Annotated in this window: 26 protein-coding genes; 12 read left to right on the top strand and 14 right to left on the bottom strand. The window is 73.1% G+C overall.

The genetic code is table 11. From position 1 onward, the window contains the following. Nucleotides 1–137 precede the first annotated feature (137 nt). A complete protein-coding gene (locus O7620_RS29555) occupies nt 138–521 on the top strand; it encodes a WhiB family transcriptional regulator (protein WP_139583648.1) in 384 nt (127 codons plus the stop codon). Between the two features lie 69 nt (nt 522–590). Here the strand turns inward: O7620_RS29555 and O7620_RS29550 are convergent, their stop codons facing one another. From O7620_RS29550 to groES, 3 genes are all read right to left on the bottom strand, one after another. Further along, nucleotides 591–2,270 carry a molybdopterin-dependent oxidoreductase gene (locus O7620_RS29550; RefSeq protein WP_278126396.1) on the bottom strand — a complete coding sequence of 560 codons (1,680 nt, stop codon included), beginning with the start codon at nt 2,268–2,270 and terminating at the stop codon, nt 591–593. Between the two features lie 124 nt (nt 2,271–2,394). Further along, nucleotides 2,395–4,035, bottom strand: a complete 1,641-nt coding sequence (gene groL / locus O7620_RS29545; RefSeq protein WP_278126394.1) for a chaperonin GroEL — start codon at nt 4,033–4,035, stop codon at nt 2,395–2,397. A 70-nt stretch (nt 4,036–4,105) separates the two neighbouring features. Continuing rightward, nucleotides 4,106–4,420, bottom strand: coding sequence for a co-chaperone GroES (gene groES, locus O7620_RS29540; RefSeq protein ID WP_030330046.1), 315 nt, complete (start codon nt 4,418–4,420; stop codon nt 4,106–4,108). 259 nt (nt 4,421–4,679) lie between these two features. On the opposite strand from groES, the gene O7620_RS29535 reads away from it, so the two are divergent. The 8 genes from O7620_RS29535 to O7620_RS29500 all read left to right on the top strand — a co-directional run bounded on the left by O7620_RS29535 (nt 4,680) and on the right by O7620_RS29500 (nt 12,223). Further along, entirely contained in the window at nt 4,680–5,876 is a 1,197-nt protein-coding gene (locus O7620_RS29535; protein WP_278126393.1) for a methyltransferase domain-containing protein, read from the top strand. Nucleotides 5,877–5,886: 10 nt separating this feature from the next. After that, on the top strand, nt 5,887–6,366 hold the full coding sequence (gene ybaK, locus O7620_RS29530; RefSeq protein WP_151489881.1) for a Cys-tRNA(Pro) deacylase: 480 nt from the start codon (nt 5,887–5,889) through the stop codon (nt 6,364–6,366). 179 nt (nt 6,367–6,545) lie between these two features. Next, nucleotides 6,546–7,640: a substrate-binding domain-containing protein gene (locus O7620_RS29525; RefSeq protein ID WP_151489882.1), complete on the top strand. Its 1,095-nt coding sequence runs from the start codon at nt 6,546–6,548 to the stop codon at nt 7,638–7,640. Nucleotides 7,641–7,755: 115 nt separating this feature from the next. Next, nucleotides 7,756–8,580 (top strand): ATP-binding cassette domain-containing protein, encoded by an 825-nt coding sequence (locus O7620_RS29520; protein WP_151489883.1) that lies wholly within the window; start codon nt 7,756–7,758, stop codon nt 8,578–8,580. Beyond that, nucleotides 8,577–9,839, top strand: coding sequence for an ABC transporter permease (locus tag O7620_RS29515; RefSeq protein ID WP_278126389.1), 1,263 nt, complete (start codon nt 8,577–8,579; stop codon nt 9,837–9,839). The genes O7620_RS29520 and O7620_RS29515 overlap by 4 nt, the downstream gene beginning before the upstream one ends. Before the next feature lie 21 nt (nt 9,840–9,860). Next, nucleotides 9,861–11,042 (top strand): ROK family protein, encoded by a 1,182-nt coding sequence (locus O7620_RS29510; protein WP_151489885.1) that lies wholly within the window; start codon nt 9,861–9,863, stop codon nt 11,040–11,042. Nucleotides 11,043–11,061: 19 nt separating this feature from the next. Continuing rightward, on the top strand, nt 11,062–11,361 hold the full coding sequence (locus tag O7620_RS29505; RefSeq protein WP_151489886.1) for a DUF1707 domain-containing protein: 300 nt from the start codon (nt 11,062–11,064) through the stop codon (nt 11,359–11,361). 124 nt (nt 11,362–11,485) lie between these two features. After that, nucleotides 11,486–12,223 (top strand): DUF4142 domain-containing protein, encoded by a 738-nt coding sequence (locus tag O7620_RS29500; RefSeq protein ID WP_278126387.1) that lies wholly within the window; start codon nt 11,486–11,488, stop codon nt 12,221–12,223. 21 nt (nt 12,224–12,244) lie between these two features. Here O7620_RS29500 and O7620_RS29495 read toward each other — a convergent pair whose 3' ends face one another. The 4 genes from O7620_RS29495 to tsaB are packed head-to-tail and all read right to left on the bottom strand — an operon-like array spanning nt 12,245 to nt 14,709. Next, nucleotides 12,245–12,499, bottom strand: coding sequence for a hypothetical protein (locus tag O7620_RS29495; RefSeq protein ID WP_030330028.1), 255 nt, complete (start codon nt 12,497–12,499; stop codon nt 12,245–12,247). A 14-nt stretch (nt 12,500–12,513) separates the two neighbouring features. Continuing rightward, on the bottom strand, nt 12,514–13,560 hold the full coding sequence (tsaD, locus tag O7620_RS29490; RefSeq protein WP_278126385.1) for a tRNA (adenosine(37)-N6)-threonylcarbamoyltransferase complex transferase subunit TsaD: 1,047 nt from the start codon (nt 13,558–13,560) through the stop codon (nt 12,514–12,516). Then, nucleotides 13,553–14,035 (bottom strand): ribosomal protein S18-alanine N-acetyltransferase, encoded by a 483-nt coding sequence (gene rimI / locus O7620_RS29485; protein ID WP_192580261.1) that lies wholly within the window; start codon nt 14,033–14,035, stop codon nt 13,553–13,555. The genes tsaD and rimI overlap by 8 nt, the downstream gene beginning before the upstream one ends. Then, a complete protein-coding gene (tsaB, locus tag O7620_RS29480; RefSeq protein ID WP_278126382.1) occupies nt 14,032–14,709 on the bottom strand; it encodes a tRNA (adenosine(37)-N6)-threonylcarbamoyltransferase complex dimerization subunit type 1 TsaB in 678 nt (225 codons plus the stop codon). The genes rimI and tsaB overlap by 4 nt, the downstream gene beginning before the upstream one ends. 291 nt (nt 14,710–15,000) lie before the next feature. Here tsaB and O7620_RS29475 point away from each other — a divergent pair, with 291 nt between their 5' ends. Further along, a complete protein-coding gene (locus O7620_RS29475; RefSeq protein WP_278126381.1) occupies nt 15,001–15,705 on the top strand; it encodes a helix-turn-helix transcriptional regulator in 705 nt (234 codons plus the stop codon). Between the two features lie 34 nt (nt 15,706–15,739). On the opposite strand, the gene ung is transcribed toward O7620_RS29475, so the two are convergent. The 6 genes from ung to O7620_RS29445 all read right to left on the bottom strand — a co-directional run bounded on the left by ung (nt 15,740) and on the right by O7620_RS29445 (nt 21,129). Further along, complete coding sequence (gene ung, locus O7620_RS29470; RefSeq protein WP_278126380.1) at nt 15,740–16,441, bottom strand: uracil-DNA glycosylase; 702 nt, start codon at nt 16,439–16,441, stop codon at nt 15,740–15,742. After that, a complete protein-coding gene (tsaE, locus tag O7620_RS29465; protein WP_278126378.1) occupies nt 16,441–16,929 on the bottom strand; it encodes a tRNA (adenosine(37)-N6)-threonylcarbamoyltransferase complex ATPase subunit type 1 TsaE in 489 nt (162 codons plus the stop codon). The genes ung and tsaE overlap by 1 nt, the downstream gene beginning before the upstream one ends. Further along, a complete protein-coding gene (locus tag O7620_RS29460) occupies nt 16,926–18,032 on the bottom strand; it encodes an alpha/beta hydrolase (protein WP_278126377.1) in 1,107 nt (368 codons plus the stop codon). Before O7620_RS29460 ends, tsaE begins: the two co-directional genes overlap by 4 nt. Next, entirely contained in the window at nt 18,029–19,147 is a 1,119-nt protein-coding gene (gene alr / locus O7620_RS29455) for an alanine racemase (RefSeq protein ID WP_278126375.1), read from the bottom strand. Before alr ends, O7620_RS29460 begins: the two co-directional genes overlap by 4 nt. An 89-nt stretch (nt 19,148–19,236) precedes the next feature. Next, complete coding sequence (locus O7620_RS29450) at nt 19,237–20,706, bottom strand: NAD(P)H-hydrate dehydratase (protein ID WP_151489894.1); 1,470 nt, start codon at nt 20,704–20,706, stop codon at nt 19,237–19,239. 54 nt (nt 20,707–20,760) lie between these two features. Then, nucleotides 20,761–21,129, bottom strand: a complete 369-nt coding sequence (locus O7620_RS29445; protein ID WP_151489895.1) for a holo-ACP synthase — start codon at nt 21,127–21,129, stop codon at nt 20,761–20,763. 170 nt (nt 21,130–21,299) lie between these two features. Between O7620_RS29445 and O7620_RS29440 the strand changes: the two genes are divergently transcribed. Together O7620_RS29440 and O7620_RS29435 are read left to right on the top strand one after the other, a co-directional pair. Further along, complete coding sequence (locus O7620_RS29440; protein WP_278126374.1) at nt 21,300–21,596, top strand: type VII secretion target; 297 nt, start codon at nt 21,300–21,302, stop codon at nt 21,594–21,596. Beyond that, complete coding sequence (locus tag O7620_RS29435; RefSeq protein WP_278126372.1) at nt 21,593–23,209, top strand: alpha/beta hydrolase; 1,617 nt, start codon at nt 21,593–21,595, stop codon at nt 23,207–23,209. Before O7620_RS29440 ends, O7620_RS29435 begins: the two co-directional genes overlap by 4 nt. 58 nt (nt 23,210–23,267) lie before the next feature. On the opposite strand, the gene glmS is transcribed toward O7620_RS29435, so the two are convergent. Further along, the gene (gene glmS, locus O7620_RS29430) at nt 23,268–25,181 is read right to left on the bottom strand and encodes a glutamine--fructose-6-phosphate transaminase (isomerizing) (protein WP_151493273.1); all 1,914 of its coding nucleotides are present in this window, start codon (nt 25,179–25,181) and stop codon (nt 23,268–23,270) included. Between the last annotated feature and the right edge of the window lie 735 nt (nt 25,182–25,916).

The following is a 25,916-nucleotide window of genomic DNA, read 5'->3' as shown; positions in this document are numbered from 1 at the left end:
TTTTCGATCACACACGTGTGAGTCGGCGACGGCCCGGGTACCGGGAGGGCCAGGCCGGGAACGGTGCGCCTGCGCGGCCCGCCGCCCGGAAGCCGGCCACAAGGATCTCGCGGTGCCGCGCGGGAGGAGGGGTGCTGATGTCGAACGTACGTAGACTGCCCGGACCCATCGTCGATCTGTGGGACTGGCAGCGGCTCGGTGCCTGTCGAGGGCGGGACAGCGCCCAGTTCTTCCACCCCGACGGTGAGCGGGGCTCCTCCCGACTGCGTCGGGAGTCCTCCGCCAAGGCGGTCTGCCGGGCCTGCCCCGTTCGCGCCGAGTGCGCCGCGCACGCGCTGTCGGTCCGCGAGCCGTACGGCGTGTGGGGTGGCTTCAGCGAGTCGGAGCGGCTGCGGCTGCTCGCCGTCGGCTGGGAGGACCTGGCGGACCGCCGGCACGCCAGGGTGGACGTGGCCCGACTGGAGGCCCGACTGGGCCGCCCGCACAAGTCGACCGTCCCCGCCCAACGCAACGTCGCCTGACCCGACTCTTCCCAGCACCGCGAACCGCGCCCCCACCGGGGCGCGGTTTCCCGCGTCATGCGGGCGGAGTCAGCGGACGTTGACCGTGACGGTGTGCCAGCCGGTGGCGCCGTCCGGGGCGACGCCCTGCGTACGCTCGGTCTGCGTCTCACCCGTCGCGTCGGTGGCCCGGACCTGGAGCCGGTGCTCGCCCGGCGTCGCGTCCCAGCGCCACGACCACTGCACCCAGGTGTCCACCGACACCGTCGGGGCCAGCTCCGCCTCCTGCCAGGCGCCGCCGTCGACGCGTACCTCGACCCGGCGGATGCCCCGGTGCTGCGCCCAGGCCACCCCGGCCACGGTGACCGGTCCGGCGGTCAGTCGGTTGCGGGCGCGCGGCGCGTCGATTCGCGACTGGGTCTTGATCGGTCCCTGGGCGGACCAGCCCCGCGGCACCCAGTACGCGTCGAAGTCGGCGAACCGGGTCAGCTCCAGCTCGGTCACCCATTTGCAGGCCGACACGTAACCGTAGAGGCCGGGCACCACCATCCGGACCGGGAAGCCGTGCTCCACCGGCAGCGGCTCCCCGTTCATGCCGATCGCCAGCAGGGCGTCCCGCCCGTCGCGCAGCGCGGCGGTGGGGGTGCCACAGGTCCAGCCGTCGACCGACCGGCCGACGACCTGGTCGGCGCCGGCCTCCGGCTCGACCTCGTCGAGCAGTTCCCGCAGGGGTACGCCGAGCCAGCGCGCGTTGCCGATCAGGTCGCCCCCGACCTCGTTGGAGACGCAGGCCAGCGTGACGTACCGCTCGACCAGCGGCCGGGCCAGCAGGTCGGCGTAGCTGTAGGTGCGCTCGGTACGGACCCGGCCGTGGATCCGCAGCCGCCAGGTGTCGGGGTCCACCTGGGGCACCACCAGGGCGGTGTCGATCCGGTAGAACCCGAAGTTCGGGGTGACATACGGCGCGAGCTGGGTCACCGACAGGTCCGCGCCGGCGGGCACGGCCGGTGCCGGTGCGACCGGCGCGGGCAGGCGGATCGCGTCCCGGGCGGCCGACACCCCGCGCTGCCCAGCCAGCCACCGCCCGCCCAGGCCGGCCACGGCGGCGGTGCCGAGCAGCGCCCCGGCACCGCTGAGGAACCGCCGACGCGACTCCGGGTCGACCCCGTCGGCCGCGCTCACCGCTACCGGCGCGGCGGGAGTAACCGGCACCGGCGCGGCAGGGGTCACCGGCACCGGCAGTCCGTCACGGCCCGAGGGGCCAGCCGGCGACACCGGACCCGCCGGGGACACCGGGGCCACCCGGGGCGCGGGTGAGGTCCAGGGCCAGGGGTCCAGCTCGAACGGGCCGGCGATGAACAGCCAGAGCACCAGGGCACCGAGGCCGCCGCCGACGAGTGATGGCAGCGCGTCGAGGACGTCCGCGCCGGGGCGGGTCAGCGCGGCGGCCACGCCGATGACGCCGAACGCCGCGATGCCGGCCAGACCGAGGGCCAACCGGCGCACCGCCAGCACTCCGAACAGGGCGGCGAAGCCGCCGAGCAGCACGGCCGTACCGACCAGCAGGGCGATCTTGTCGGCGGTGCCGAAGACGTCGATGGCGAACTGCTTGACCGACTCGGGGACGGCGTCGACGACCACCCCACCGACCGCGACCAGCGGCGCCGACCGGGGGCCGGTCAGCACCGCCACCGGTTCGGCGATCCCGATCGCGACGGCGGCAGCGGTCACTCCGGCCAGCGCGGCGTACCGCCGTGACGTGGTGCTCATCGGCCCAGTGTGCGCGATCACCGCGCCGGGTCGCCAACGACGTCAGCGCTTGGTAATGACCGGCGAAGACGGACCGGGGCACACCGCCGTACGACGGTGTGCCCCGGGAGGTGTCGCTACCGGGTCAGAAGCCCGGGCCGTGCTGGTGGCCGTGGCCGTGGCCGTGCCCACCGGCGGCGGCCGGCTCGGCCTGCTCCGGCTTCTCCACCACGAGGCTCTCCGTGGTGAGCAGCAGACCGGCGATCGAGGCGGCGTTGGTGACCGCGTTGCGGGTCACCTTCACCGGGTCGATGATGCCGGCCTTGGCCAGGTCGACGTACTCGCCCTTGGCGGCGTCGAGGCCGTTGCCCCACTTCAGGTCGGCGACCTTCTGGGTGACGACGTAGCCGTCGTGACCGGCGTTCTGCGCGATCCAGCGCAGCGGCTCGACGAGCGCCTTGCGCACGACCGAGACGCCGACCTTCTCGTCACCGGTGAAGCCCAGGTCGTCGTCGAGCACCGGGAGGATCTGCACCAGGGCGGCGCCGCCGCCGGGCACGGTGCCCTCCTCGACCGCGGCCTTGGTCGCCGCGATGGCGTCCTCGATGCGGTGCTTGCGCTCCTTCATCTCGACCTCGGTCGCCGCACCCACCTTGATCACGGCGATGCCGCCGGAGAGCTTCGCCAGCCGCTCGGCCAGCTTCTCCCGGTCCCAGTCGGAGTCGGAGGCCTCGATCTCCTTGCGGATCTGGGCCACCCGGTCGGCGACGTCGGTCTTCTGGCCGCCACCGTCGACGATCGTGGTGTTCTCCTTGTCGACCACGACGCGCCGGGCGGTGCCGAGCACCTCCAGGCCGACCTGGTCGAGCTTGTAGCCCAGCTCCGGGGCGACCAGCTCGGCGCCCGTGGAGATCGCGATGTCCTGCAGCATGGCCTTGCGACGGTCGCCGAAGCCCGGGGCCTTCACGGCGCAGACCTTGAGGGTCTTGCGCAGCGAGTTGACCACCAGGGTGGAGAGCGCCTGGCCGTCCACGTCCTCGGCGATGATCAGCAGGGGCTTGCTGTTCTGCAGGACCTTCTCCAGCAGCGGCAGCAGTTCCTCGATCGCCGAGATCTTCTGGGTGGTGACCAGGATGTACGCGTCCTCGAGGACGGACTCCTGACCCTCCAGGTCGGTGACGAAGTTCGGCGAGATGAAGCCCTTGTCGAACTGGAGACCCTCGGTCACGTCCAGCTCGGTGGTGAGCATCGAGCCCTCCTCGACGGTGATGACACCGTCGCGGCCGACCCGCTCCATCGCCTCGGCGATCAGGTCGCCGATGGTGGCGTCCTGCGCGGAGATCGTCGCCACGTTCGCGATCGAGTCCTTGCCGGCGACCTCCACGGCCCGGCCGAGCAGCGCCTCGGAGACCTTGGCGGCCGCCGCGTCGATGCCCCGCTTGAGGCCGGCCGGGTTGGTCCCGGCGGTCACGTTGCGCAGACCCTCGCGAACCATCGCCTGGGCCAGCACGGTGGCGGTGGTGGTCCCGTCGCCGGCGACGTCGTTGGTCTTGGTCGCCACCTCCTTGACCAGCTGCGCGCCGAGGTTCTCGTAGGGGTTGGTGAGCTCGATCTCCTTGGCGATGGTCACACCATCGTTGGTGATCGTCGGCGCACCGAATTTCTTGTCCAGGACGACGTTGCGCCCGCGCGGGCCGAGGGTGACCTTGACCGCGTCCGCGAGGGCGTTGACACCGTGCTCCAGCAGGTGCCGGGCGTCGTCCGAGAAGCTCAGGATCTTCGCCATGAATGTCCCTTCGAAGCGTCATTGCCCCGGCCCGGCGAGCCGGACCGGGGCAATGGCACTGATCGGTTGCTTACTTCTCGATGACCGCGAGGACGTCGCGGGCGGAGAGCACCAGGTACTCCTCGCCGGCGTACTTGACCTCGGTGCCGCCGTACTTCGAGTAGAGGACGGTGTCGCCGACCTGAACGTCAACCGGAACCCGGTTGCCGTTGTCGTCGACGCGCCCCGGGCCCACAGCGAGGACGGTGCCCTCCTGCGGCTTCTCCTTGGCGGTGTCGGGGATCACGATGCCCGACGCCGTGGTGGTCTCAGCCTCGTTCGCCTGGACCACGATGCGGTCCTCGAGCGGCTTGATCGCAACCTTGGTCGCGGTAGTCACGGGCATACCCTCCTGGGGTACTGGTTTCGTTGCTGGCCAGCGGGGCTGACCAGCGTCAATCTGCCTCATGCCACCGGGCGGGACCGTCGTCGCGGGTGCCGGTCCGCCTGGCGTGCGCACCCGGGTCGCGAGACCCGGAAGCTGGCACCCTCATGGTGAGAGTGCTAATCGCAGGTTATTCCGTGGCTAGCACTCCGTCAAGGAGAGTGCCAGCGCGTCGCGCCCCGCCAGCCAGGATTTCCGAATCGACCGGGACAATGGCGGAGTGGATCTCGACCAGCTGGCGACGCTGCGTACCCCCGAGGGGTCGGCCGCGCTCGCGGCGGCGGCCGAGCTGGCCGGCGGTGATCCGCTGACCGCGGCGTCGGCCCTGCGCGCGGCCGGGGTGCCGCCGCCGCTGGCCGCGGCGGCGCTCACCCAGGCCGAGCTGCGCCACCGGGCGGTCGGCAAGTTCGGTCCGGCCGCGGCGGGGATGTTCCTCACCCGCGCCGGGCTGGAGCAGGCCACCCGCCGGGTGGTCGCCGACCGGCGGGCCGCCCGGCTGGCCGCGGCCGGCGTTCGGACCCTCGCCGACCTCGGCTGCGGCCTGGGCGCCGACGCGCTGGCCGCGGCCCGTGCCGGCATCCGGGTGTACGGGGTGGAGGCCGACCCGGTGACCGCCGCGATGGCCGCCGCCAACGCGGCCGCGGCGGGGCTGGCCGACCTGTTCACGGTCGAGTGCGGCGACGCCACAGCGTTCGACGTCACCCGGGTCGACGGGGTCTTCTGCGATCCGGCCCGCCGGACGACCGGCACCGGGCGGCGGATCTTCGACCCGCGCGCCTACTCGCCACCCTGGGACTTCGTGACCGGGTTGGCCGAGCGGGTGCCGCGCACCGTGGTGAAGGTGGCGCCGGGCCTGGACCACTCGCTCATCCCGCCCGGCGCGGAGGCCGAGTGGGTCGGCGTGGACGGCGACCTGGTCGAGGCCGCGCTCTGGTGCGGGGAGCTGGCGGAGGTGCCCCGCCGCGCCACGCTGTACCGCCAGGAGAGCGGCGAGACCCGCCGCCACCAGCTCACCGGTTCAGGTGCCACCGAGGCGCCGGTCGGGACGGTGGGCCGCTACCTCTACGACCCCGACCCGGCGGTGGTCCGCGCGCACCTCGTCGCCGAACTGGCCGACGAGCTGCACGCCACGCTGGGCGACCCGAGCATCGCCTACCTCTACGCCGAGCACCCGACCCGCACCCCGTACGCCCGCTGCCTGGAGATCACCGACGTGCTGCCGTTCTCGCTCAAGCGCCTGCGGACGCTGCTGCGGGACCGCCGGGTGGGTCGGGTGGAGATCCTCAAGCGGGGCTCGGCACTCACCCCGGAGCAGCTCCGGCGGGACCTACGGTTGACCGGCGACCAGGCGGCGAGTCTGGTGCTCACCCGGGTCGCCGGGGCGCCGACCGTACTGATCGGCCGGCCGGTCGACTAGCGTCGTCGGTGTGGCGGGACAGGGCACTCCGGCGACGGCACTACTGGTCAAGCGTGGCATCGCGCATCGCACCCACCCGTACCGGGTGGCGCCGGACGCCCCGAACTACGGCGCGCTGGTGGCGACGGCGCTCGGCGTGGCGCTGGAGCGGGTGTTCAAGACGCTGGTGACCGACGTGGACGGCGCACTCACCGTGGCGGTCGTACCGGTCAGCGGTGAACTGGACCTCAAGGCGCTCGCGGCGGCGGTAGGCGGCAAGCGGGCCGCGCTGGCCGACCGGGTGGTCGCCGAGCGGGCCACCGGCTACGTGCGGGGTGGGATCAGCCCGCTCGGGCAGCGCCGGCGACTGCCCACTGTGCTCGACGACTCCGCACTGGACCTGCCGACGATCTACGTCTCCGCAGGCCGACGCGGTCTGCAACTCGAATTGGCGGCTGCTGATCTGGTGGCGCTGACCGAGGCGCGCACCGCGCCGTTGCACACGCGCTAACACCTGTCGTTACGTCGACTCCCCGGTGGGATGACCGGGGAGTAACAGTCGCGTTGCTGAATTGTTATCGCCCCCAACAAACTTGGCACCTGCGCAGTCTTGTGGAGCTGGTGTGACGCGAAATACGTTGCCGGACACAACAAAACAACACCTCCCCCACCCCCGAAAGGACCCTGCACATGCGTAAGGGGATCCTCACCATCGCCGCCGTGGGCCTGCTCACGGCCGGCGCCTTGACCGCCTGCGGCGACGACTCCAGCAACGACCCGTCCGGTTCGGCCAAGACCCCCAAGATCGGCGTGATCCTCCCGGACAGCAAGTCCTCCGTCCGCTGGGAGACCGCGGACCGTCGATTCCTGGAAGAGGCGTTCAAGGCCGCCGGCGTTCAGTACGACATTCAGAACGCCCAGAACGACAAGACTGCCTTCCAGACCATCGCCGACCAGATGATCACCGGCGGCGTCACCGCCCTGATGATCGTCAACCTGGACTCCGGCACCGGCAAGGCCGTGCTCGACAAGGCCAAGTCGCAGGGTGTCGCCACCATCGACTACGACCGGCTCACCCTCGGCGGCTCCGCCCAGTACTACGTCAGCTTCGACAACGAGACCGTCGGCAAGCTGCAGGGCGAGGGTCTGACGAAGTGCCTGACCGAGAAGGGTGTCAAGAACCCGGTCGTGGCGTACCTCAACGGCTCCCCCACCGACAACAACGCCACCCTGTTCAAGGCCGGCTACGACTCGGTGCTCAAGCCGAAGTTCGACTCCAAGGAATACGTCAAGGGCCCCGAGGACGCGGTGCCGGCGTGGGACAACGCCCAGGCCGCCACGATCTTCGAGCAGCAGCTCACCAAGGCCAACGGCAAGATCGACGGTGTGCTGTCGGCCAACGACGGTCTCGGCAACGCGGCCATCTCGATCCTCAAGAAGAACAAGCTCAACGGCAAGGTGCCGGTGACCGGGCAGGACGCCAGCGTCGAGGGCCTGCAGAACATCCTCGTCGGTGACCAGTGCATGACCGTCTACAAGGCGGTCCGGGAAGAGGCCAAGGCCGCTTCCGACCTGGCCATCGCGCTCGCCAAGGGCGAGAAGAAGGAGACCGGCCAGACGGTGAAGGACCCGGAGGGTGGCCGCGACGTCCCCTCGGTGCTGCTCACCCCGAAGGCCATCTACAAGGACACCGTCAAGGACGTCATCGCCGACGGCTACGTGACCAAGGAGCAGGTCTGCACCGGGACGTACGCCAAGCTCTGCGCCGAAGCCGGCATCAGCTGACCGACGCCGCAGTACCCGCCGGGACGACCATCGCCGCCCGGCACGGGAGCACCCCTCCCGTGCCGGGCGGCGCCCGCCGGACGGGCCCCGACCTCCCTTGCGAAGGAGACCCCCCGTGTCCGCGACCCCCCTGCTGGAACTTCGCGGGATCGACAAGAGCTTCGGTCCCGTCCAGGTGCTCCGCGACGTCGCATTCACCGTCCACCCGGGCGAAGTGACCGCGCTGGTCGGCGACAACGGCGCCGGCAAGTCGACCCTGGTCAAGTGCATCAGCGGCATCTACCCCACCGACGCCGGCGAGGTTCTGTTCAACGGCGAGCAGGTCCACATCAACAGCCCTCGCGACGCCGCCGCCCTCGGCATCGAGGTCGTCTACCAGGACCTCGCGCTCTGCGACAACCTGGACATCGTGCAGAACATGTTCCTCGGCCGGGAGAAGCGCAGCGGCATCGTCCTCGACGAGCCGACCATGGAGCAACTCGCCGCCGAGACGCTGGCCGGGCTCTCCATCCGCACCGTCACCTCACTGCGTCAACACGTGTCCAGCCTCTCCGGCGGTCAGCGTCAGACCGTGGCCATCGCCAAGGCCGTGCTGTGGAACAGCAAGCTGGTCATCCTTGACGAGCCGACCGCCGCGCTCGGCGTGGCACAGACCGCCCAGGTGCTCGAACTGGTCCGCCGCCTCGCCGACAACGGCCTCGCCGTGGTGCTCATCTCGCACAACATGAACGACGTCTTCGCCGTCTCCGACCGCATCGCCGCGCTGTACCTCGGCCAGATGGTCGCCCAGGTGAAGACCACCGACATCACCCACGCCCAGGTGGTCGAGCTGATCACCGCCGGGCGCTCGGGCGGGCTCGGCCTCGCCACCGACCCGGGTACGGGCGGCAACGGCAACGGCCCGCAGCCGGCCGACTCGACCTCAGGAGGCCACCGATGACCACCACCGCCGTGCGGAAGGACGGCCCCGCGGCCGTCACACCGGCGCCGACCGTCGGGAGCCACGTCCGCACCTACCTGAGCCGGGTACGCGGCGGCGACGTCGGCGCGCTCCCCGCCGTCCTCGGCCTGATCGTGCTCTGCACGGTCTTCGCGGTCATGCGGCCGTCGTCGTTCCTGTCAGCCGGTAACTTCGCCAACCTCTTCACCCAGGGTGCCGCGGTCACGCTGATCGCGATGGGCCTGGTCTTCGTGCTGCTGCTCGGCGAGATCGACCTCTCCGCCGGCTTCGCCAGCGGGGTCTGCGCGGCGGTACTGGCCAATGTGGTCACCGTACTCGGCTACCCCTGGTGGGTCGCCGTGCTCGCCGCGGTCGGCACCGGTCTGGTCATCGGCACCACCCTCGGCCTGCTCGTCGCGAAGATCGGCGTTCCGTCCTTCGTGGTCACCCTCGCCGGCTTCCTCGCCTTCCAGGGCATCGTGCTGATGCTCGTCAAGGACGGCACCAACATCTCCGTCCGCGACGAGGTGCTCGTCGCCATCGCCAACCGCAACCTCACCCCCACCCTCGGCTGGGCGCTGGCCGCCCTCGCGGTCGTCGGCTACGGGGCGGTGCAGCTGCTGCGCCACCGCAACCGGGTGGCCCGCGGTCTGATCACCGACCCGATCGCGGTGGTGGCGCTGCGGATCGGCGGGCTCGCCGTCATCCTCGGAGCGGCGGTGTACGTCCTCAACCTGGAGCGCAGCCGCAACGTACTGGTCGTCTCACTCAAGGGTGTGCCGATCGTCGTGCCGATCATCGCGGTGCTGCTGGTCATCTGGACCTTCGTGCTCCAACGCACCAGCTACGGCCGGCACATCTACGCCGTGGGCGGCAACCGGGAAGCGGCACGCCGGGCCGGCATCGGGATCGACCGGATCCGGATCTCGGTCTTCGTGATCTGCTCGTCCATGGCCGCGATCGGTGGCATCGTGGCGGCCAGCCGGGCCAACTCGGTCGACCCGAACACCGGGGGCAGTAACGTACTGCTCTACGCGGTCGGCGCGGCGGTGATCGGAGGCACCAGCCTCTTCGGTGGCAAGGGCCGTGTCCTCGACGCCGTCCTCGGCGGCGCGGTGGTCGCGGTCATCGAAAACGGAATGGGCCTGATGGGGTACAGCGCGGGAGTCAAGTACGTGGTGACCGGCGTCGTGCTCATGCTCGCCGCCACCGTCGACGCGCTCTCCCGCCGCCGCGCGGCAGCCACCGGCACCCGCTGACCGCGGGGAGGGGCACCACCCATGCGCCCGGCACCGAGCCAGGACGAGGTCCGGCGGCAGAACCTCGGGGCCCTGCTCCGGCACGTACACGTCCACGGGGCGACCACCCGCGCCGAACTCACCACCACGCTGGGACTGAACCGCAGCACCATCGGCGCGCTCACCGCCGACCTCGCCGGCGTCGGCCTGGTCAGCGAGGGAACACCGAAGGAGACCGGCCGGGCCGGACGGCCGTCACTGGTCGTCCGGCCCGAGTCGGCCCGGGTGTACGCGTACGCGTACTCCGTCGAGGTGGACCGGCTGCGCGCCGCCCGGGTCGGCCTGGGCGGCGCGGTGCTGGACCGCCGGGAGCTGGACCGACCGCGCGGCCTGCTGGCCGCCGAGGCCGCGCCGCTGCTGGCCGGCGCGGTCAAGGACATGCAGCAGGCGGTGCCCGGCGACGCGATCTGCGTCGGTGCCGGTGTCGCCGTCTGCGGGATGGTCCGCCGCGAGGACGGCCTGGTCCGGCTCGGCCCGACCACCGGCTGGGTGGACGAGCCGATCGGCGCGGCACTCGGCACCGAACTGGGCCTCGACGTGCCGATCACGGTCGGCAACGTGGCCGACGTGGCCGCGTTCGCCGAGCACGCCCGGGGGGTGGCGGCCGGCTGCGACAACGTCATCTACCTGTACGGCGATGTCGGTGTCGGCGCCGGCATCATCGCCGGTGGTCGCCGGCTCACCGGGCACGGCGGGTACGGCGGCGAGGTCGGCCACATGAAGGTGGTCCGCGACGGCATGCCCTGCGAGTGCGGCGCCCGGGGCTGCTGGGAGACCGAGATCGGCGAGCACGGCCTGCTCCGCGCGGCGGGACGCTCCGACGCCCGGGGCCGCGAGGCGCTGCTGGCCGTCTTCGACGCCGCCGACCGGGGTGACGCCCGCGCCCAGACGGCCGTCCGCCAGGCCGGTGACTGGCTCGGCTTCGGGGTCGCCAACCTGGTGAACGTCTTCAACCCGGAGATGGTCATCTTCGGCGGCACCATGCGGGACCTCTACCTCGCCGCGGCGGCCCAGATCCGTAGCCGGCTCAACTCCAACGCGCTCGGCGCCTGCCTGGAACACGTCCGGCTGCGCACCCCCAAGCTGGGCGAGGACGCACCTCTGATCGGCGCCGCCGAACTGGCCTTCGAACGGCTCCTCGCCGACCCCCTCGACGTGGGCTGATCCGCGTACCCTGTCCGGCGTGGATGTCGAGCTGCGCGCCTCCGACGACGACCGCCACCGGGTGGTCGCCGAGTTGCACCGGCACACCACAGCCGGTCGGCTCACCCTGGACGAGTTTTCCGACCGGGTCGGTGCGGTGTGGACGGCCCGTACCCTCGGTGACCTGGCCGCGCTGACCCGCGACCTGCCGGCCCTGCCCGACGACCCGGCCACCGGGGCGACCACGATCGGGCACGGCCGGCGGGAGCTGCTGGTGCTCTTCGCCGTCGCCGCGCTCACGCTGCTGCTGCTCGGTGGCTTCCTCGCCGTCACCCGCTGAACCGCGCCGCCGACCGGTGAACTGATCGCACGATCAGTCCGTACCACTGGGCGGGCGGGCAGCCGGCAGGTACGGCTGCCCGGTCCCGACGCGTTTCGGTCCGGACCGAGGAGGCACCGCAGACATGGCACCGCTCAGATCCGCCCGTCGCCGGCTGGGCAACCGGACCCACCGGGCGGCGATGCTGCTCATCGCGATCATCGCCGGGGTGGGCGTCCTGCCCGGCGTGGCCGTCGCCGCACCCGCCGGGCAACAGCTCAACGCCGCCGACATGACCCTGCTCAACGGGGTCCGGCTGGCCGGGCTGTGGGAGATGCCGGCCGGTCAGATGGCCGCCGAGAAGGGCCAGTCGGCGAAGGTCCGGGAGATCGGCGCGGGCATCGCCAACGAGCATCAACGGCTCGACCAACTCGTCGTGGACGCGGCCAACAAGCTGGGCGCGACCATCCCCACCGAGCCGACGGCCGAGCAGAAGGGCTGGCTGGCGGAGATGCAGAAGGCCTCCGGCGCCCGCTTCGACCAGATCTTCGTGACCCGCCTGCGGGTGGCCCACGGCAAGATCTTCCCGGTGATCGGCGCGGTACGGGCCAGCACCCGCGACGCGACCGTCCGCAAGCTCTGCGACGACGCCAACGGGTTCGTGATGCACCACATGCAGATGCTGGAGAGCACCGGGCTGGTCCGCTGGCCGGAGCTGCCACCGGCCGCGCTACCCGCCCCCGGCCAGGACGGGCTGCTGGCCGCGGCCGCGGCGAACACCGGCCCGCAGGTCGGGGTCAGCAGCACCGTCGTCTGGCTGGTCTTCCTCGCCGCGCTGGGCACCGGCGGGATCGCCACCTACCGGATGCTGCGCCGCAGCTGACCGCCTTGTCGGTGGCCCGGGTCAGCGGTCGACCTGGGTGAAGTCCCAGGAGTGCGGGGCGCGGGCCACCAACAGGGCGGGCGGATCGGGCAGTGGGCGCGGATTGCTGCGCCACTTGGAGATGACCACCACCCGGTGGTCGGTGGAGGAGAAGACCTCGCTGGACACGTGCAGCGGGTCGTGTTCCACCTCGGGCAGAGCCGTGTCGCACACCCAGGTGATCAGGTCGGCGACGCCGTACGCCTCCGCACGCGCCTCCCACATCCGCACGATCATGTCCGTCGCCCCCGTCACACGCTGACGGTGGTCAGCGGCAGCGCGGAGTCGGCCGGCAGGTCCAGCCGGCTCGGCGCGACCCCGGCGGCGACCAGGTGCGAGCCGAGCGCCGCCACCATCGCCCCGTTGTCGGTGCACAGCTTCGGCCGGGGCACCCGGACCCGGATGCCGTACTTCTCGGCCCGCTGCTCGGCCAGCGCCCGCAGCCGCGAGTTCGCGGCCACTCCCCCGCCGATCACCAGGGTCTCGATGCCCTGTGCGCGGCAGGCGGCGAGCGCCTTCGTGGTCAACACGTCACACACCGCCTCCTGGAAGGACGCGGCCACGTCGGCCACCGGCACCGGCTCGCCGGCGCGCTGCCGCGCTTCGACCCAGCGGGCCACCGCCGTCTTGAGGCCGGAGAACGAGAAGTCGTACCGGTGCGCCGCGAGATCCTTGGCGGCGGTGAGACCGCGCGGCAAGGCGATCGCGGCGGCGTCGCCGGCGCGCGCCTCCCGGTCGATGGGCGGGCCACCCGGGAACGGCAGCCCGAGCAGCCGGGCGACCTTGTCGAACGCCTCACCGGCCGCGTCGTCGATGGTGGCGCCCAGCGGGGTGACGCCCCGGGCCAGGTCGTCGACGAGCAGGAGGGACGAGTGCCCGCCGGACACCAGCAGGGCGATGGCGGGCTCCGGCAGCGGGCCGTGCTCCAGGGTGTCCACCGCGACGTGCGCGGCCAGGTGGTTGACGCCGTACACGGGCTTCTCGGCGGCGAGCGCGTACCCCTTGGCGGCGGCGACGCCGACCAGCAGCGCGCCGGCCAGCCCGGGGCCGGAGGTGACCGCGATCGCGTCGATGTCGGCCAGGGTGACACCGGCGTCGGTCAACGCCCGCTGCATGGTCGGCACGATGGCCTCCAGGTGCGCGCGGCTGGCCACCTCGGGCACCACGCCTCCGAACCGGGCGTGCTCCTCGACGCTGGAGGCGAGCGCGTCGGCCAGCAGGGTGTGCCCCCGGACGATGCCGACGCCGGTCTCGTCGCAGGAGGTCTCGATGCCCAGGATCAGCGGTTCGTCAGCCATGGTCGTGTGGTCCGTCCCCGGTCAGCTCGGCGTCACGCTGCATGACCAGCGCGTCGGTGTTGCTCGGTTGGTAGTAGCCGCGTCGTACCCCGATCGGCTCGAACCCGTACGTCGCATAGAGCCGCTGGGCGGCCACGTTGTCCACGGCGACCTCCAGCAGGGTGCTGCGGGCACCGCGTCGGTTCGCCTCGGCGAGCAGGTCTTCCAGGAGGACGCGTCCGATGCCGCGCCGTTGGGCGTCCCGCCGGACGGCGATGACCTGCACCCACACCTCGTCCGGTGGGGCTCCGGCGAGCCCGGCGTAGCCGAGCACGGCGCCGCCGTCGTCGGTGGCGACCCGGTAGTAGTGGCGGCTGGCCAGCTCGTTCCAGAACATGGCCGGGGACCACTGTCCGGCACCGAAGAGGTCCGCCTCGATCGGCAGCACCTCATCGACGTGCCACCAGCGGAACGCCCCCAGCCGCACGGCCGTCACGGCAGGACCGGTTTGCGGCCGGTGGCCGCCACGGCGTCCGGGCGGCGCAGGTAGAGCGGGGTGAGCCGCTCACCGGGTGCGCCGGCCCGGATCCGCTCGGCGGCGAGCAGCGCCAGCACGGTGGCGTCCGGGTAGCGCGGTTCCACCCGGACCGGCAGGTCCAGGACATCGGCGTACCGGTGCGCGCCGTCACCGACCGCGACCAGCGCGCCCAGCTCGCGGGCCCGGGCCGCCGCCACCACGGGCGTGGAGACCTCCGGTCCGACGACGCGCTGGCCGGCACCGTCGTAGACGGCCCAGTAGAGCTCCTTGCGGCGGGCGTCGCTGGCGGCCAGCACCGGCTCGCCGGACGCCGCCGGGTAGCCGATGGCGTCCAGCGAGCAGACACCGTACGTGGGGATGCCGAGCACCTGACCCATCGTGGCGGCGGTGACCAGGCCGACCCGCAGCCCGGTGAACGGCCCCGGGCCGAGCCCGGCGACGATGGCGGTCAGGTCACGCGGGCGCGCGTCGACGTCGGCGAGCACCGCGTCGACCTGGGGCGCCAGCAGTTCGCCGTGCGCACGGGCATCGACCGTGCACCGGTGCGCCCGGGACGCGACACCGTCCGCCGAGACCTCCACCAGCGCGGCGGTCACCGCAGGGGTCGAGCTGTCCACCACGAGTACGAGCACGGTAAGCCAGCCTAGCGGCCCGGCCACCGCCCCCGGTCACGCCCCGCCCCGCCGCACGGCCCGGCCGTGCCACCTTCGTCCCCCCGGCGGGCGCTGAGCGGCACCGAGTCCTTCTTTGAGCGTGATGCCTGTGAGTCATCAAGATGACTCACAGGCATCACGCTCACTGGGACACCCCTGGTCGGCCGGCAGTCAACCCGCGACGATCGCCGGCCAACAGGGTGGCGCGCGGCGAGTCGTCAATCCGCCGCAGAGGTACCGCGGCACGGCGACCTGGTCGACCATGCCGGGATGCCATCGACTCGTCTCGTCACTCTCATCGGCACCGCGGTGCGACACCAACGACACCGGCGCGAGCTGAGCCAGCGTCAGTTGGCTCAGCTCGCCGAGGTCAGCCAGGCGGCGGTGGCCCGGATCGAACGCGGCGAACGCGCACCGACCATCCCCGTGCTGGAGCGGTTACTCGCCGCCATGGACGTGCAGTTGGTCGTCGCCGTGGAGCCGCTGGACGCGCACCTCGACGCCCGGATCGACGACCTGGCCGCCCGGCCGATCGCCGAGCGGATCAACGAGCTGGACCTGGATCGGACGTTGGACCGACTCACCGACTTCCCGCAGGTGATCACCGGTTGCACCGCGGCACTGCTGCAGGGCGCGCCGGTGCCGGTCGACGCGCTGGAGATCGCCGTGCGATGGCAGGATTCGAAACTGTTCACCCGATGGCTGGAAGCGGCCTACGGACAGCGGTGGAACGACCGCTGGGGCGAGTTCGGCGGCGTGTGGTTGGAACCCGAGGAGCCGGGCGAGCATCGTTGGTCGACCCGCTACGGCGAGATCAGGGCAACGATGTGCGACGAGCTGCCCGAGACGATCGAGGTGCACCACGGTGGGCGGAGCTACCGGGTGGTCCCGCTGGTCGAGTTGGAGCTGACCGAGCCACGGGCCGCCGAACTGCTGCGCCGCTACCGGGCCCGGCAGTCGGCCAGCGGGGGTTGACCCACCGGCCGGCTGACCGGGGCGGCCGGCCTGGTCAGCCGGCGGTGCGTTCCCAGTCGACGGTGGGCAGACCGGCGTCGGCGAGAGCCTTGTTGGCGGCGCTGAACGGGCGGCTGCCGAGGAAACCGCGCGGGTTCATCGGGCTGGGGTGACCGGCCTCCAGCACCACGTGCTGCGGGTTGGTGACCAGGGCGGCCTTCTTACGGGCGTACCCGCCCCAGAGCAGGAAGACCACCCGCTGCGGCGACGCGTCCAGCGCCCGGATGGTGGCATCAGTAAACTCTTCCCAGCCGGCGTTTGCGTGCGAGCCCGGGGTGGCCTGGCGGACCGTCAGCACCGCGTTGAGCAGCAGCACACCCTGGGCGGCCCAGCCGTCGAGGTTGCCGCTGCGCGGCTTGGGCACGCCGACGTCCTCGCCCAACTCCTTGAAGACGTTACGCAACGACGGCGGCACCGAGACGCCCTCGCGGACGCTGAAGCTCAGCCCGTGCGCCTGCCCGGCCCGGTGGTAGGGATCCTGCCCGAGGATCAGCACCCGAGTGGCCTGCGGCGGGCAGAGCCGATATGCCGAGAACAGGTCCTCCAGCGGCGGGAAGACGGTCTGCGTCGCATATTCCCGGGCGACGAACTCGGCCAGCGCGGCGGTGCGCTCCGGGTCGAGGTGCGGGGTGAGCACGGCACGCCACTGCTCCGGCAACAGAGCCAGCAGATCCAGGGCGGGGGTGTCGTCGGGCATCAGGAACCTCTCAGGTCGTCCAATCGACGCGCCCAGTCTCCACCCACCGGGTCCAGCTCGACGATCCGGGTGTCGTCGTCACGGCGGTCGATGCGGACCCGCAGATGGGCGTCCACCAACTGCTCCACCAGGCCCTCGCCCCACTCCACCACGGTCACCGAGTCGTCCACCGAGGCGTCCAGGTCGAGGTCGTCGATCTCGGCGCGCGGGTCGGAGGCGTCACCCAGCCGGTACGCGTCGGCGTGCACCAGAGCCACCCGGCCGCCCCGTGCCGGATCGGGCCGGTGCACCCGGGCGATCACGAAGGTCGGCGAGGTGATGTCGCCGAGGACACCGAGCCCGGCGCCGATGCCCTGCGTGAGGGCGGTCTTGCCGGCACCCAGCGGACCCGTCAGCAGCACCAGATCACCGGCCCGCAGCAGCCCGGCCAACCGGCGACCGAAATCCCGGGTGTCCTCGACGGTCGGCAGCTTGACGACGTGACTCACCGTTCCTCCACGCTCTGCAATGACTCGAGAAACCGCGCCAGCGCGGCGTTGACCTCGTCGGCGTGCTCCAACATCACCACGTGCCCGCTGTCCTCGATCTTCACGAACTCGGCGTGCGGCAACCGCCGGACGATCTCCTCGGAGTGGGTCACCGGAGTGATCATGTCCTTGTCGCCGACCACCACCAGCACCGGCGTCGCGGCCAGCGCCGCGAGCGCCGGGAAGCGCGAGTGGGTGGCGAGAGTCCGCAGATAGCGGGTCACCGTGTCGGCCGACGTCCGGGAGTTCATCGTCTCCACGTAGGACACCAGCGACGGGCTCGGTTTACGGGTGCCGAAGCCGTACTTGCGGGTCAACAGCCAGGCGACGTTCGACGTCGACTTGCGGGCCTTGTCGATCACCGGTCCGCCGTAGCGGGTGGCGTTGCTGACCATGTACAGCACCGGGCCGCCGACCCGGCCGAGCAGCGCCGGCGCGACCAGCTTGGTCTCCGCGATCAGACCGCCCGAGGTGGCCATCAGCACCGTGCCCACCACCCGGTCGCCGAACAGCTCCGGGAACAACTCGGCGAACGCCATGATCGTCATGCCGCCCATCGAGTGCCCGACCAGCACCAGTGGCCCCTCCGGGGCGGTCCGGTCGATCACGTCACGCAGTGTGCGGCCGAGCACCGCGAGGTCGTACTCCCCGGTCTCCAGACGGCCGGACCGGCCGTGGCCGGGCTGGTCGTACGCGACGACCCGGTAGTCACCGCGCGCGGCCAGCATCTGGCGCTGGAAGTGGAACGTCCCCATGTCCAGGCAGAAGCCGTGCACCAGCACCACCGTCGGGTGCCCGGGCACCGGCCGGGTCGGCTCGACCACCTCGACGTGGATGTCCGTACCGTCCGGCAACTCCAGCCGGAACGCCTCGTCGTACCGCTGCTCGCCGAACGTCTCGTGCGCATAGCGGTCGGCCGGGTCGGCCTTGAGCCGGCGGACCAGCGTGCGTTCGGTCGCGACCCCGGCGGCCAGGCCGGCCGCCGCGACGCCGACCGCGGCGCCGACGATCCCCGCGACCCGACCGGCCGCGGTCCGCGGACGCGGGATGCGGTACGGGCTCATGCCCGCTCGCCGTCGTAGACGCGCGGCACCCGCGTCCCCCCGAACCGGGTGACGATCTCGTAGTTGATCGTGCCGACCGCCTCGGCCCAGTCGTCGGCGGTCGGCTCTCCGTCGGCGCCGCTGCCGAAGAGCGTCGCCACGTCGCCGTCGGCCACCGGGTCGTCGCCGCAGTCAAGCACGAACTGGTCCATACAGACCCGTCCGGAGATGGTCCGTCGCTTGCCGGCGAGCTGGACGGGACCGCTGTTGGACGCGTGCCGGGGCACCCCGTCGGCGTACCCGAGCGGCACCACGGCCAGGTTCGCGGCGGTCTCCGTGGTGTAGGTGTGCCCGTAGGAGACACCGGTGCCGGCGGGCACCCGCTTGGTGAGCATCACCCGGGCGCGGGCGGTCATCGCCGGCCGCAGCCCGTACGTCTCGCCGGCCACCGGGGAGAGCCCGTAGATGGCCAGCCCGGGGCGGACCAGGTCGAAGTGGGTGTCCGGACGGGTCAGGGTGGCCGCCGAGTTGGCCAGGTGCCGCCAGCGGGGGCGCAGCCCGGCCCGTTCGACCATGGCCAGCCCCTCGTGGAAGACGGCCAACTGGCGATCGGTGGTCGGGTGGCCGGGCATGTCCGCGTACACGAAGTGGCTCCACACGCCGACCACCTCGACCAGGCCGTCGGCCTGGGCCTTCGCGGCGGCCTCCAGCAGGGCTGGCCAGTCGGCGACGGTCGCCCCACCCCGGGACAGCCCGGTGTCGATCTTCAGGTGCAACCGGGCGGGGCGCTCGGCGAGCCGGCTCGCCTCGATCATCTCGTCCAGTTGCGAGAGGCTGGCCGCGGCGAGGTCGACCCCGGCGCGGACGCCCTCGTGCAGCGGCAATCCGGGGGCGAGCAGCCAGGCGAGCACCGGCGCGGTGACCCCGGCCCGGCGCAGCGTGAGCGCCTCGTCGAGGGTGCAGACCCCCAGCCAGTCCGCACCGGCGTCGAGGGCGGCCCGGGCGGCCGGAAGCATGCCGTGGCCGTACCCGTCGGCCTTCACCACCGCCATCAACTCGGCGGTCGTGCCGGAACGGAGCCGGCTCACGTTCTCACGGATCGCGTCAAGATCGACGCGTACCTCGGCCTGCCACATGCGCCCAGCCTACTTTCCGCTGTGATCACCGCGGGTGGCGACGCACGGCGGGGCGGTTGATCCGGTCGCCGTGCCCGCAACGGTGACGTTCAGCCCAGCCGGGCGACGACCGGGCGAAGTGCCGTCGCCACGTCGGGCGCGGTCACCGGCCCGCCCCGGCCCGCCTCCCGGCCGGCCAGCCCGTGCAGGTACGCGGCCGAGGCCGCCGCCTGCTCGGCGGGCAACCCGGACGCCAGCAGCGAACCGAGCAGCCCGGCCAGCACGTCGCCGGTGCCACCGGTGGCCAGCGCCGGGGTGCCGGTCGGGTTGACGTACGCCCGACCGTCCGGCGTGCCGATCACCGTGCGGTCCCCCTTGAGCAGCACCACGGCGTTCATCCAGGCGGCCAGCCGCAGCGCGGAGCCGACCCGGTCGGCGCCCGGCTCCTCCCCGCAGAGTCGGGTGAACTCCCGGTCGTGCGGCGTGACCACGATGGGCGCGTCCCGGCCGCGCAGCCGGTCGGCGAGTGAGCCGTCCACCAGCAGGGTCAGCGCGTCGGCGTCGAGCACCGCCGGCACCGGCGCGGACAGGACGGCCCGCAGCTCCGCCGCCGCGTCCTCACCGGTGCCCAGCCCGGAGCCGCACACCCACGCCTGCACCCGACCCGCCTCGGCGACCCGGCCGGTGGCGATCACCGACGGGTGCTGGTGCAGCACCTCGGCCCGGGCGCCGCCGGCGTAACGGACCAGGCCGGTCGGCCCCGCGAGAGCCCCGCCGACGGAGAGGACCGCCGCGCCCGGGTACGTCGCCGAGCCGGTCGCGACGCCGACCACGCCCCGGGTGTACTTCTCCGACGACGGGCCCAGCCGCGGCCACCAGCTGACCAGGTCGGACCACTCGGTGACCCGCAGCGCGGGGGTGCCGCGCAGCCATGGCCGCAGCCCGATGTCGACCAGCTCCACCTGGCCGGCGAGGGCGGCGGCCGGCCCGACCACCAGGGCGGGTTTCAGCGCGCCGAAGGCCACCGTCACGTCGGCGCGGACCGCGGTGGGCCGGCCGGACGCGGACAGCGGCACGTGGCCGGTGTCCACCGCCACGCCGCTGGGGACGTCGACCGCCAGCACGGTGGCCCGGCCGCCGTCGCGGCCACGCAGCTCGCCGAGGCGCTGGGCCACGTCGTCGGCGTTCGCCCGCAGCCCGCCGGTGCCGCCAATTCCGACGATGCCGTCGAGGACGACGTCGACCGGGTCGGTCGGGCCGTCCACCAGCCGGCCGCCGGCGGCGCGCAGGGCCGCCATCCCGGCCGCGTGCGCCCGCCCGGGGGTGAGCAGCAGGGCGGACACCTCGACGCCCCGGCGGGCCAGCCGCGCACCGGCGTAGAGCGCGTCTCCGCCGTTGTCGCCGGAGCCGACCAGCAGCAGCGCCCGGCCGCCGTACACGCCGCCCCGCTCGGCGAGCAGCAACGCGGCCCGGCGAGCCAGCCCGGCGGCGGCCCGCTGCATCAGCGTGCCCTCCGGCAGCGTGCCCATCAGTCCCGCCTCGGCCGCCCGTACGTCGGCCACCCGCCACACCGGTCTCATACCACCGTGTCCCATTCCGTGCGCGGACGAGCCGGTCGGCCCGCCCGGTCGACGTCACCGTTCCGCGACCACCATCGCCGACGCGATCCCGCCGTCGTGCGACAGCGAGAGATGCCAGTGGTTGACCCCGCGTTCGTCGGCCGCCGCCGCGACCGTGCCGGAGACGGTCAGCCAGGGGCGCCCGTCCGGGTCGGGCACGATCTCGCAGTCGTGCCAGTTGAGCCCCGCCGGGGCGCCGAGCGCCTTGGCGACGGCTTCCTTGGCGGCGAAGCGGGCGGCCAGCGACTCCGGTGAGCGCGGGTGGCCGGAGCGGGTGGACCGCTCGGCCCGGGTGAAGAGCCGGTCGGCGAGCAGCGGCGTCCGTGCCAGGGCCCGGGCGAACCGGTCGACCAGGACGACGTCGATGCCGACAGCGACGATCACCACTTCACCCTACCGGCGGCGAGGGCGGCAGATTAGCCGTCGGGCCCGCCGTGGGCAACGCCTGTGGACAGGCCCGGGGGTACGACCGCTGCCGCTGTCCACAGGGCACCTCCGGCCGCCCGGCACCCGCCTAGCGTCAGCGCGTCGATGCCGATCTGTGGGGGTGGGTCATGACCGAGGAGCCGTTCGCCGTTCAGCCGGAGTCGTTGCGGGTGGTGGCCGCGGCGCTCGACGGTGAGGCGCACCGGTTGGCGTTGGGCCTGTCCGGGGTGCCCGGTCTGCTGGTGGCGGCGCCCGGTTGGCGGGCCGCCGCGTCCCTGGTCGAGCTGGAGGCGGCCGGGCAGGCCTGGTTCGGCCGGCTGGGCGCGCTGGTGGCGGCGGCCTCGGGCGGGGTGCGGGCGGCGGCGGAGGCGTACGAGTCGGTGGACGACCGCGCCGCCGGTCGGTTCGCCGCGCGGCCGCGATGACCGCCGTCGGCTACCGGCAGCTCTGGGCCGCCGACCCGGGCGGTTGGCGGGTCGCCGGAATGGCCTGGGCGGGGTTGACCGGGCCGGTCGACAGGCGTGCCGCCGAGCTGGCCGAGGCCGCCGGGCGGCTGCGGAGCGGTTGGTCCGGGGCGGCGGCCACGGCGGCCGACGCCCGGCTGGGTGGTCTGCGCGGTGAGCTGACCTCGGTCGCGCCCGCGTTGATCGAGACCGATCAGGTGCTGGCGGAGCTGGCCGGACGCCTCGTGGTGGCGAAGGCGCGGCTCGTCGAGGCGGTCGCCCGGGCCGAAGCGGCCGGTCTGGTGGTGGACCGGTCCGGCGGTGTGCGGGTCGATCCGGCTCGGCCTCGATCGACCGAGCAGGCGGGCGTGGCGGGGGCGGGCGTGGCGGCCTCGGCGGTGGCGGCCGGAGTGGCTGCGGCGCTGCGGGACGCGCTCGGCTGCGCCGATGCGGCGGACCGGGCGGCCGCAGACCGGTTGGACGAGCTGGCCCGAGCGGCCCGCTCCGGCTGGGCGTCGCCGCCGCCACCGGGCCGGCCCGCGCCCGGTGCCACACCGGCCCTGGTGAGGGCCTGGTGGTCCGGGCTGACCCCGGCGCAGCGACGGTGGCTGGTCGGGCACGAACCGGCCCTGGTCGGCAGCCTGGACGGGGTGCCGGTGACCGCCCGCGACCAGGCGAACCGGCTGCGGCTCGACGTCCGGCGCGAGGAGCTGCTGGCCGAGCGTCGACGGTTGCTGGCCCGGGTGCCGCCGGGGCCGGTCGCGTCGCTGCGGCTGCGGGCGGTGGCGGCGAAGCTGGCCGGCCTGGACGCGCTCACCGAGCGACTGGCGGCCGGGGAGCCGCGGGCGTACCTGTTGGGGCTGGACCCGGCCGGTGAGGGCCGGGTGGTGGTGGCGCTCGGCGACCCGGACCACGCCGATCGGGTGCTGACCTACGTGCCGGGGATGACCGCCGGCCTGGACGACGCCCCCGGTGAGCTGGGTCGGGCGGCCCGCGTGTTGGACCGGTGCGCGGCGCTCGCCCCGGGCGAGCGCAGCGCGGCGGTGCTGTGGTTGGACTACGACGCTCCCGATTTCCTGACCGAGGCGGCCTCGGCCGAGCAGGCCCGGGACGCCGGCGGGGCGTTGCACCGCTTCCAGGAGGGGATGCGGGCCAGCCACGAGGGGCCACCAGCCCGGCAGACGGTGCTGGGGCACAGCTACGGGTCGCTGGTGGTGGGCGTGGCGGCCCGGGAGCACGGCCTGGCCGCCGACGCGCTGATGTTCGTCGGCTCACCGGGGGTCGGCGCGGCGCACGCCACCGAGTTGGGTGTTCCACCCGGGCAGGTCTGGGCGAGCAGCGCCCCCGACGACGTGATCCGGCTGGCCCGACCGGTCGACGAGCTGGGCCGGCGTGCCCTGCTCGGCGTGGCGCCGCTCGCCGCGGTGCTGGGCTGGCCCGACCGGAACGGGCACGAGTTGTGGTTCGGCCGCGACCCGGCCGACCCCGGCTTCGGTGGCCGGGTGTTCCCCAGTGGCCGCGGCGGGCACGCCGGTTACTGGGAGCCGGGCAACCCGGCGTTGGACGGGATGGCCCGCGTCGTGCTGGGCCGCTGACGGTCGAGCCCCGGCCACCACCTGTACGGGTGACCGGGGCTCGCAACGACGGTGCTGGCTACTCGACGGTGACCGACTTGGCCAGGTTGCGGGGCTGGTCCACGTCGTGCCCCCGAGCGGCGGCGATCTCGGCGGCGAGCACCTGCAACGGCACCGTGGTGACCAGCGGAGCCAGCAGGGTGGGCGTACGCGGCACGTAGATCAGGTGGTCGGCGTACCGGACGACCGCCTCGTCACCCTCCTCCGCGATCACGATGGTCCGTGCGCCGCGCGCCCGGACCTCCTGGATGTTGGAGACGACCTTGTCGTGCAGCATGCCCCGGCCCACCGGCGAGGGCACCACGCAGATGACCGGGGTGCCCTTGTCGATCAGAGCGATCGGGCCGTGCTTCAGCTCACCGGCGGCGAAGCCCTCGGCGTGCATGTACGCCAACTCCTTGAGCTTCAGCGCGCCCTCCAGGGCCACCGGGTAGCCGACGTGCCGGCCGATGAAGAGCACCGTCGGTTCGGACTTCAGCTCCCGGGCCAGCTCGCGGACGGGCTCGATCCGGTCGAGCAGCTCGCGCAGCTTGCCGGGAATCTCCTGCAACTGGGCGACCACCGCGCCCACCTCGTCGGCGAACTTGATGCCACGCACCTGGGCCAGGTGCAGGCCGATCAGGTAGCAGGCGACGACCTGGGTGAGGAACGCCTTGGTGGAGGCGACGGCGATCTCCGGCCCGCCGTGGGTGTAGAGCACGGCGTCCGACTCACGGGGGATGGTCGAGCCGTTGGTGTTGCAGATGGCCAGCACCCGGGCCTTCTGCTCCTTGGCGTGGCGCAGCGCCATCAGGGTGTCCATCGTCTCGCCGGACTGCGAGATGACCACGATCAGCGTGGACCGGTCGAGCACCGGGTCGCGGTAGCGGAACTCGCTGGCCAGCTCCACCTCGCACGGGATCCGGGTCCAGTGCTCGATGGCGTACTTGGCGACCATGCCGGCGTGGTAGGCAGTGCCGCAGGCCACGATGAAGATCTTGTCGACGTCGCGCAGATCCTGGTCGCTGAGGCGGACCTCGTCGAGGGCGATCTCGCCGCTCTCGGTGAGCCGGCCCAGCAGCGTGTCGGCGATGGCCTGCGGCTGCTCCTCGATCTCCTTGAGCATGAACCAGTCGTAGCCGCCCTTCTCGGCGGCCGAGGAGTCCCAGTCGATGTGGAAGTCCTTGCCGGCGGCGGGCTGGCCGTCGAAGTCGGTGATCTCGATGCTGTCACCGGTGATCAGCACGATCTGGTCCTGGCCCAGCTCGACCGCTTCCCGGGTGTGCTCGATGAACGCGGCCACGTCGCTGGCCAGGTAGTTTTCACCGTCGCCGCGGCCGACCACGAGGGGCGAGTTGCGCCGGGCGCCGACGACCGCGCCGGGCACGGCGGCGTCCACCGCGAGGAGGGTGAACGCGCCCTCCAGCCGCTGGCAGACCACCCGCATGCCGGCGGCGAGCAGCTGCGGGCTGTCCGGCTGGCCGGCGGCGCGCAGGTCGGCCAGCGCGGCGGAGAGCAGGTGGGCGGCGCATTCGGTGTCGGTGTCGCTGACGAACTGGACGCCGTCGGCCTCCAGCTCGGCGCGGAGCCGGGCGAAGTTCTCGATGATGCCGTTGTGGATCACCGCGACCCGGCCGTCGGGGGCGACGTGCGGGTGGGCGTTGCGGTCGGTCGGGCCGCCGTGGGTGGCCCAGCGGGTGTGCCCGATGCCGGTGGTGCCGTCACCGATGCCGATCGGGCTGGCCGCGCAGTCGTCGGGGTTGCCGGCGGCCCGCTCGGAGAGCACCTTCTCCAGGTTGGCCAGCTTGCCGGCCTTCTTCTCGGTCAGCAGCTGGTCGTCGCAGACGATCGCCACGCCCGCCGAGTCGTAGCCGCGGTATTCCAGCCGCCGCAGCCCGTCGAGCACGATCCCGAGTGCGGGGCGCGCGCCCGCGTATCCCACGATTCCACACATGGCCCGCAGCCTAACCCAGTTTCGCTCATCGTGGGTGCTCGAAAGTCGGCTAATCGAGCACGGGATCTGAGCGATCGGCACCTGGAGGGGCACAACGGGACGAGCGTCACAGGCCACGCGGCGCAGTGACCGGCGACGGGGTTGCGCCGAGACGCGGGGTTAGGACAGTCTCTCGGCGGGTTCGGCGCGTCCCTTCGATGGCCCGTTCGTCCCATACCCACTCCCGCCCGGAGCAGCCATGTCCGACGCGCCGCCGCCCGATCCGTCCCCCTCCCCGCCCGCGGACCCGCCTCCCGGCGGCTCGGCCGCGCCGGAACCGTCGGCCGCCCCGGGCGCCGGCCCGCCACCGTCGCCGGACCCCACGGCACCGCCGTCGTCGACCCCGTTCCCGGCGCCCGACCCGCTGGCCCCGGGTCAGCCGTGGGCGCCACCGGCCCCGTGGACCGCCTCCTCCTGGACGCCGGCCCCACCGGCCGCCCCGTGGGCGCCGACCCCACCGGCCCACCAGTGGACGCCCCATCCGCCCGCGACGTCCTGGTCGGCGGAGCCGTCGGCGACCCCGTGGATGCCACCCCCACCCGAAGCCCAGGGTCCACCGCCACCCGGCGAGCCGACACCCGCAGGCTGGCCGGTACCCGTCGGCCAGGCACCGCCGGCGGGCTGGCCACCACCAGCCGGATGGCCGCCGCCCGGCTTTCCACCGCCCTACGCCCATCCCGGGTACCCACCGGCCGG

Source organism: Micromonospora sp. WMMD710 (assembly GCF_029626045.1).
In the GTDB taxonomy this organism is placed as follows: domain Bacteria; phylum Actinomycetota; class Actinomycetes; order Mycobacteriales; family Micromonosporaceae; genus Micromonospora.
Note: the sequence above shows the minus strand (reverse complement) of the source record. Positions and strands in the feature narration are given on the sequence as shown.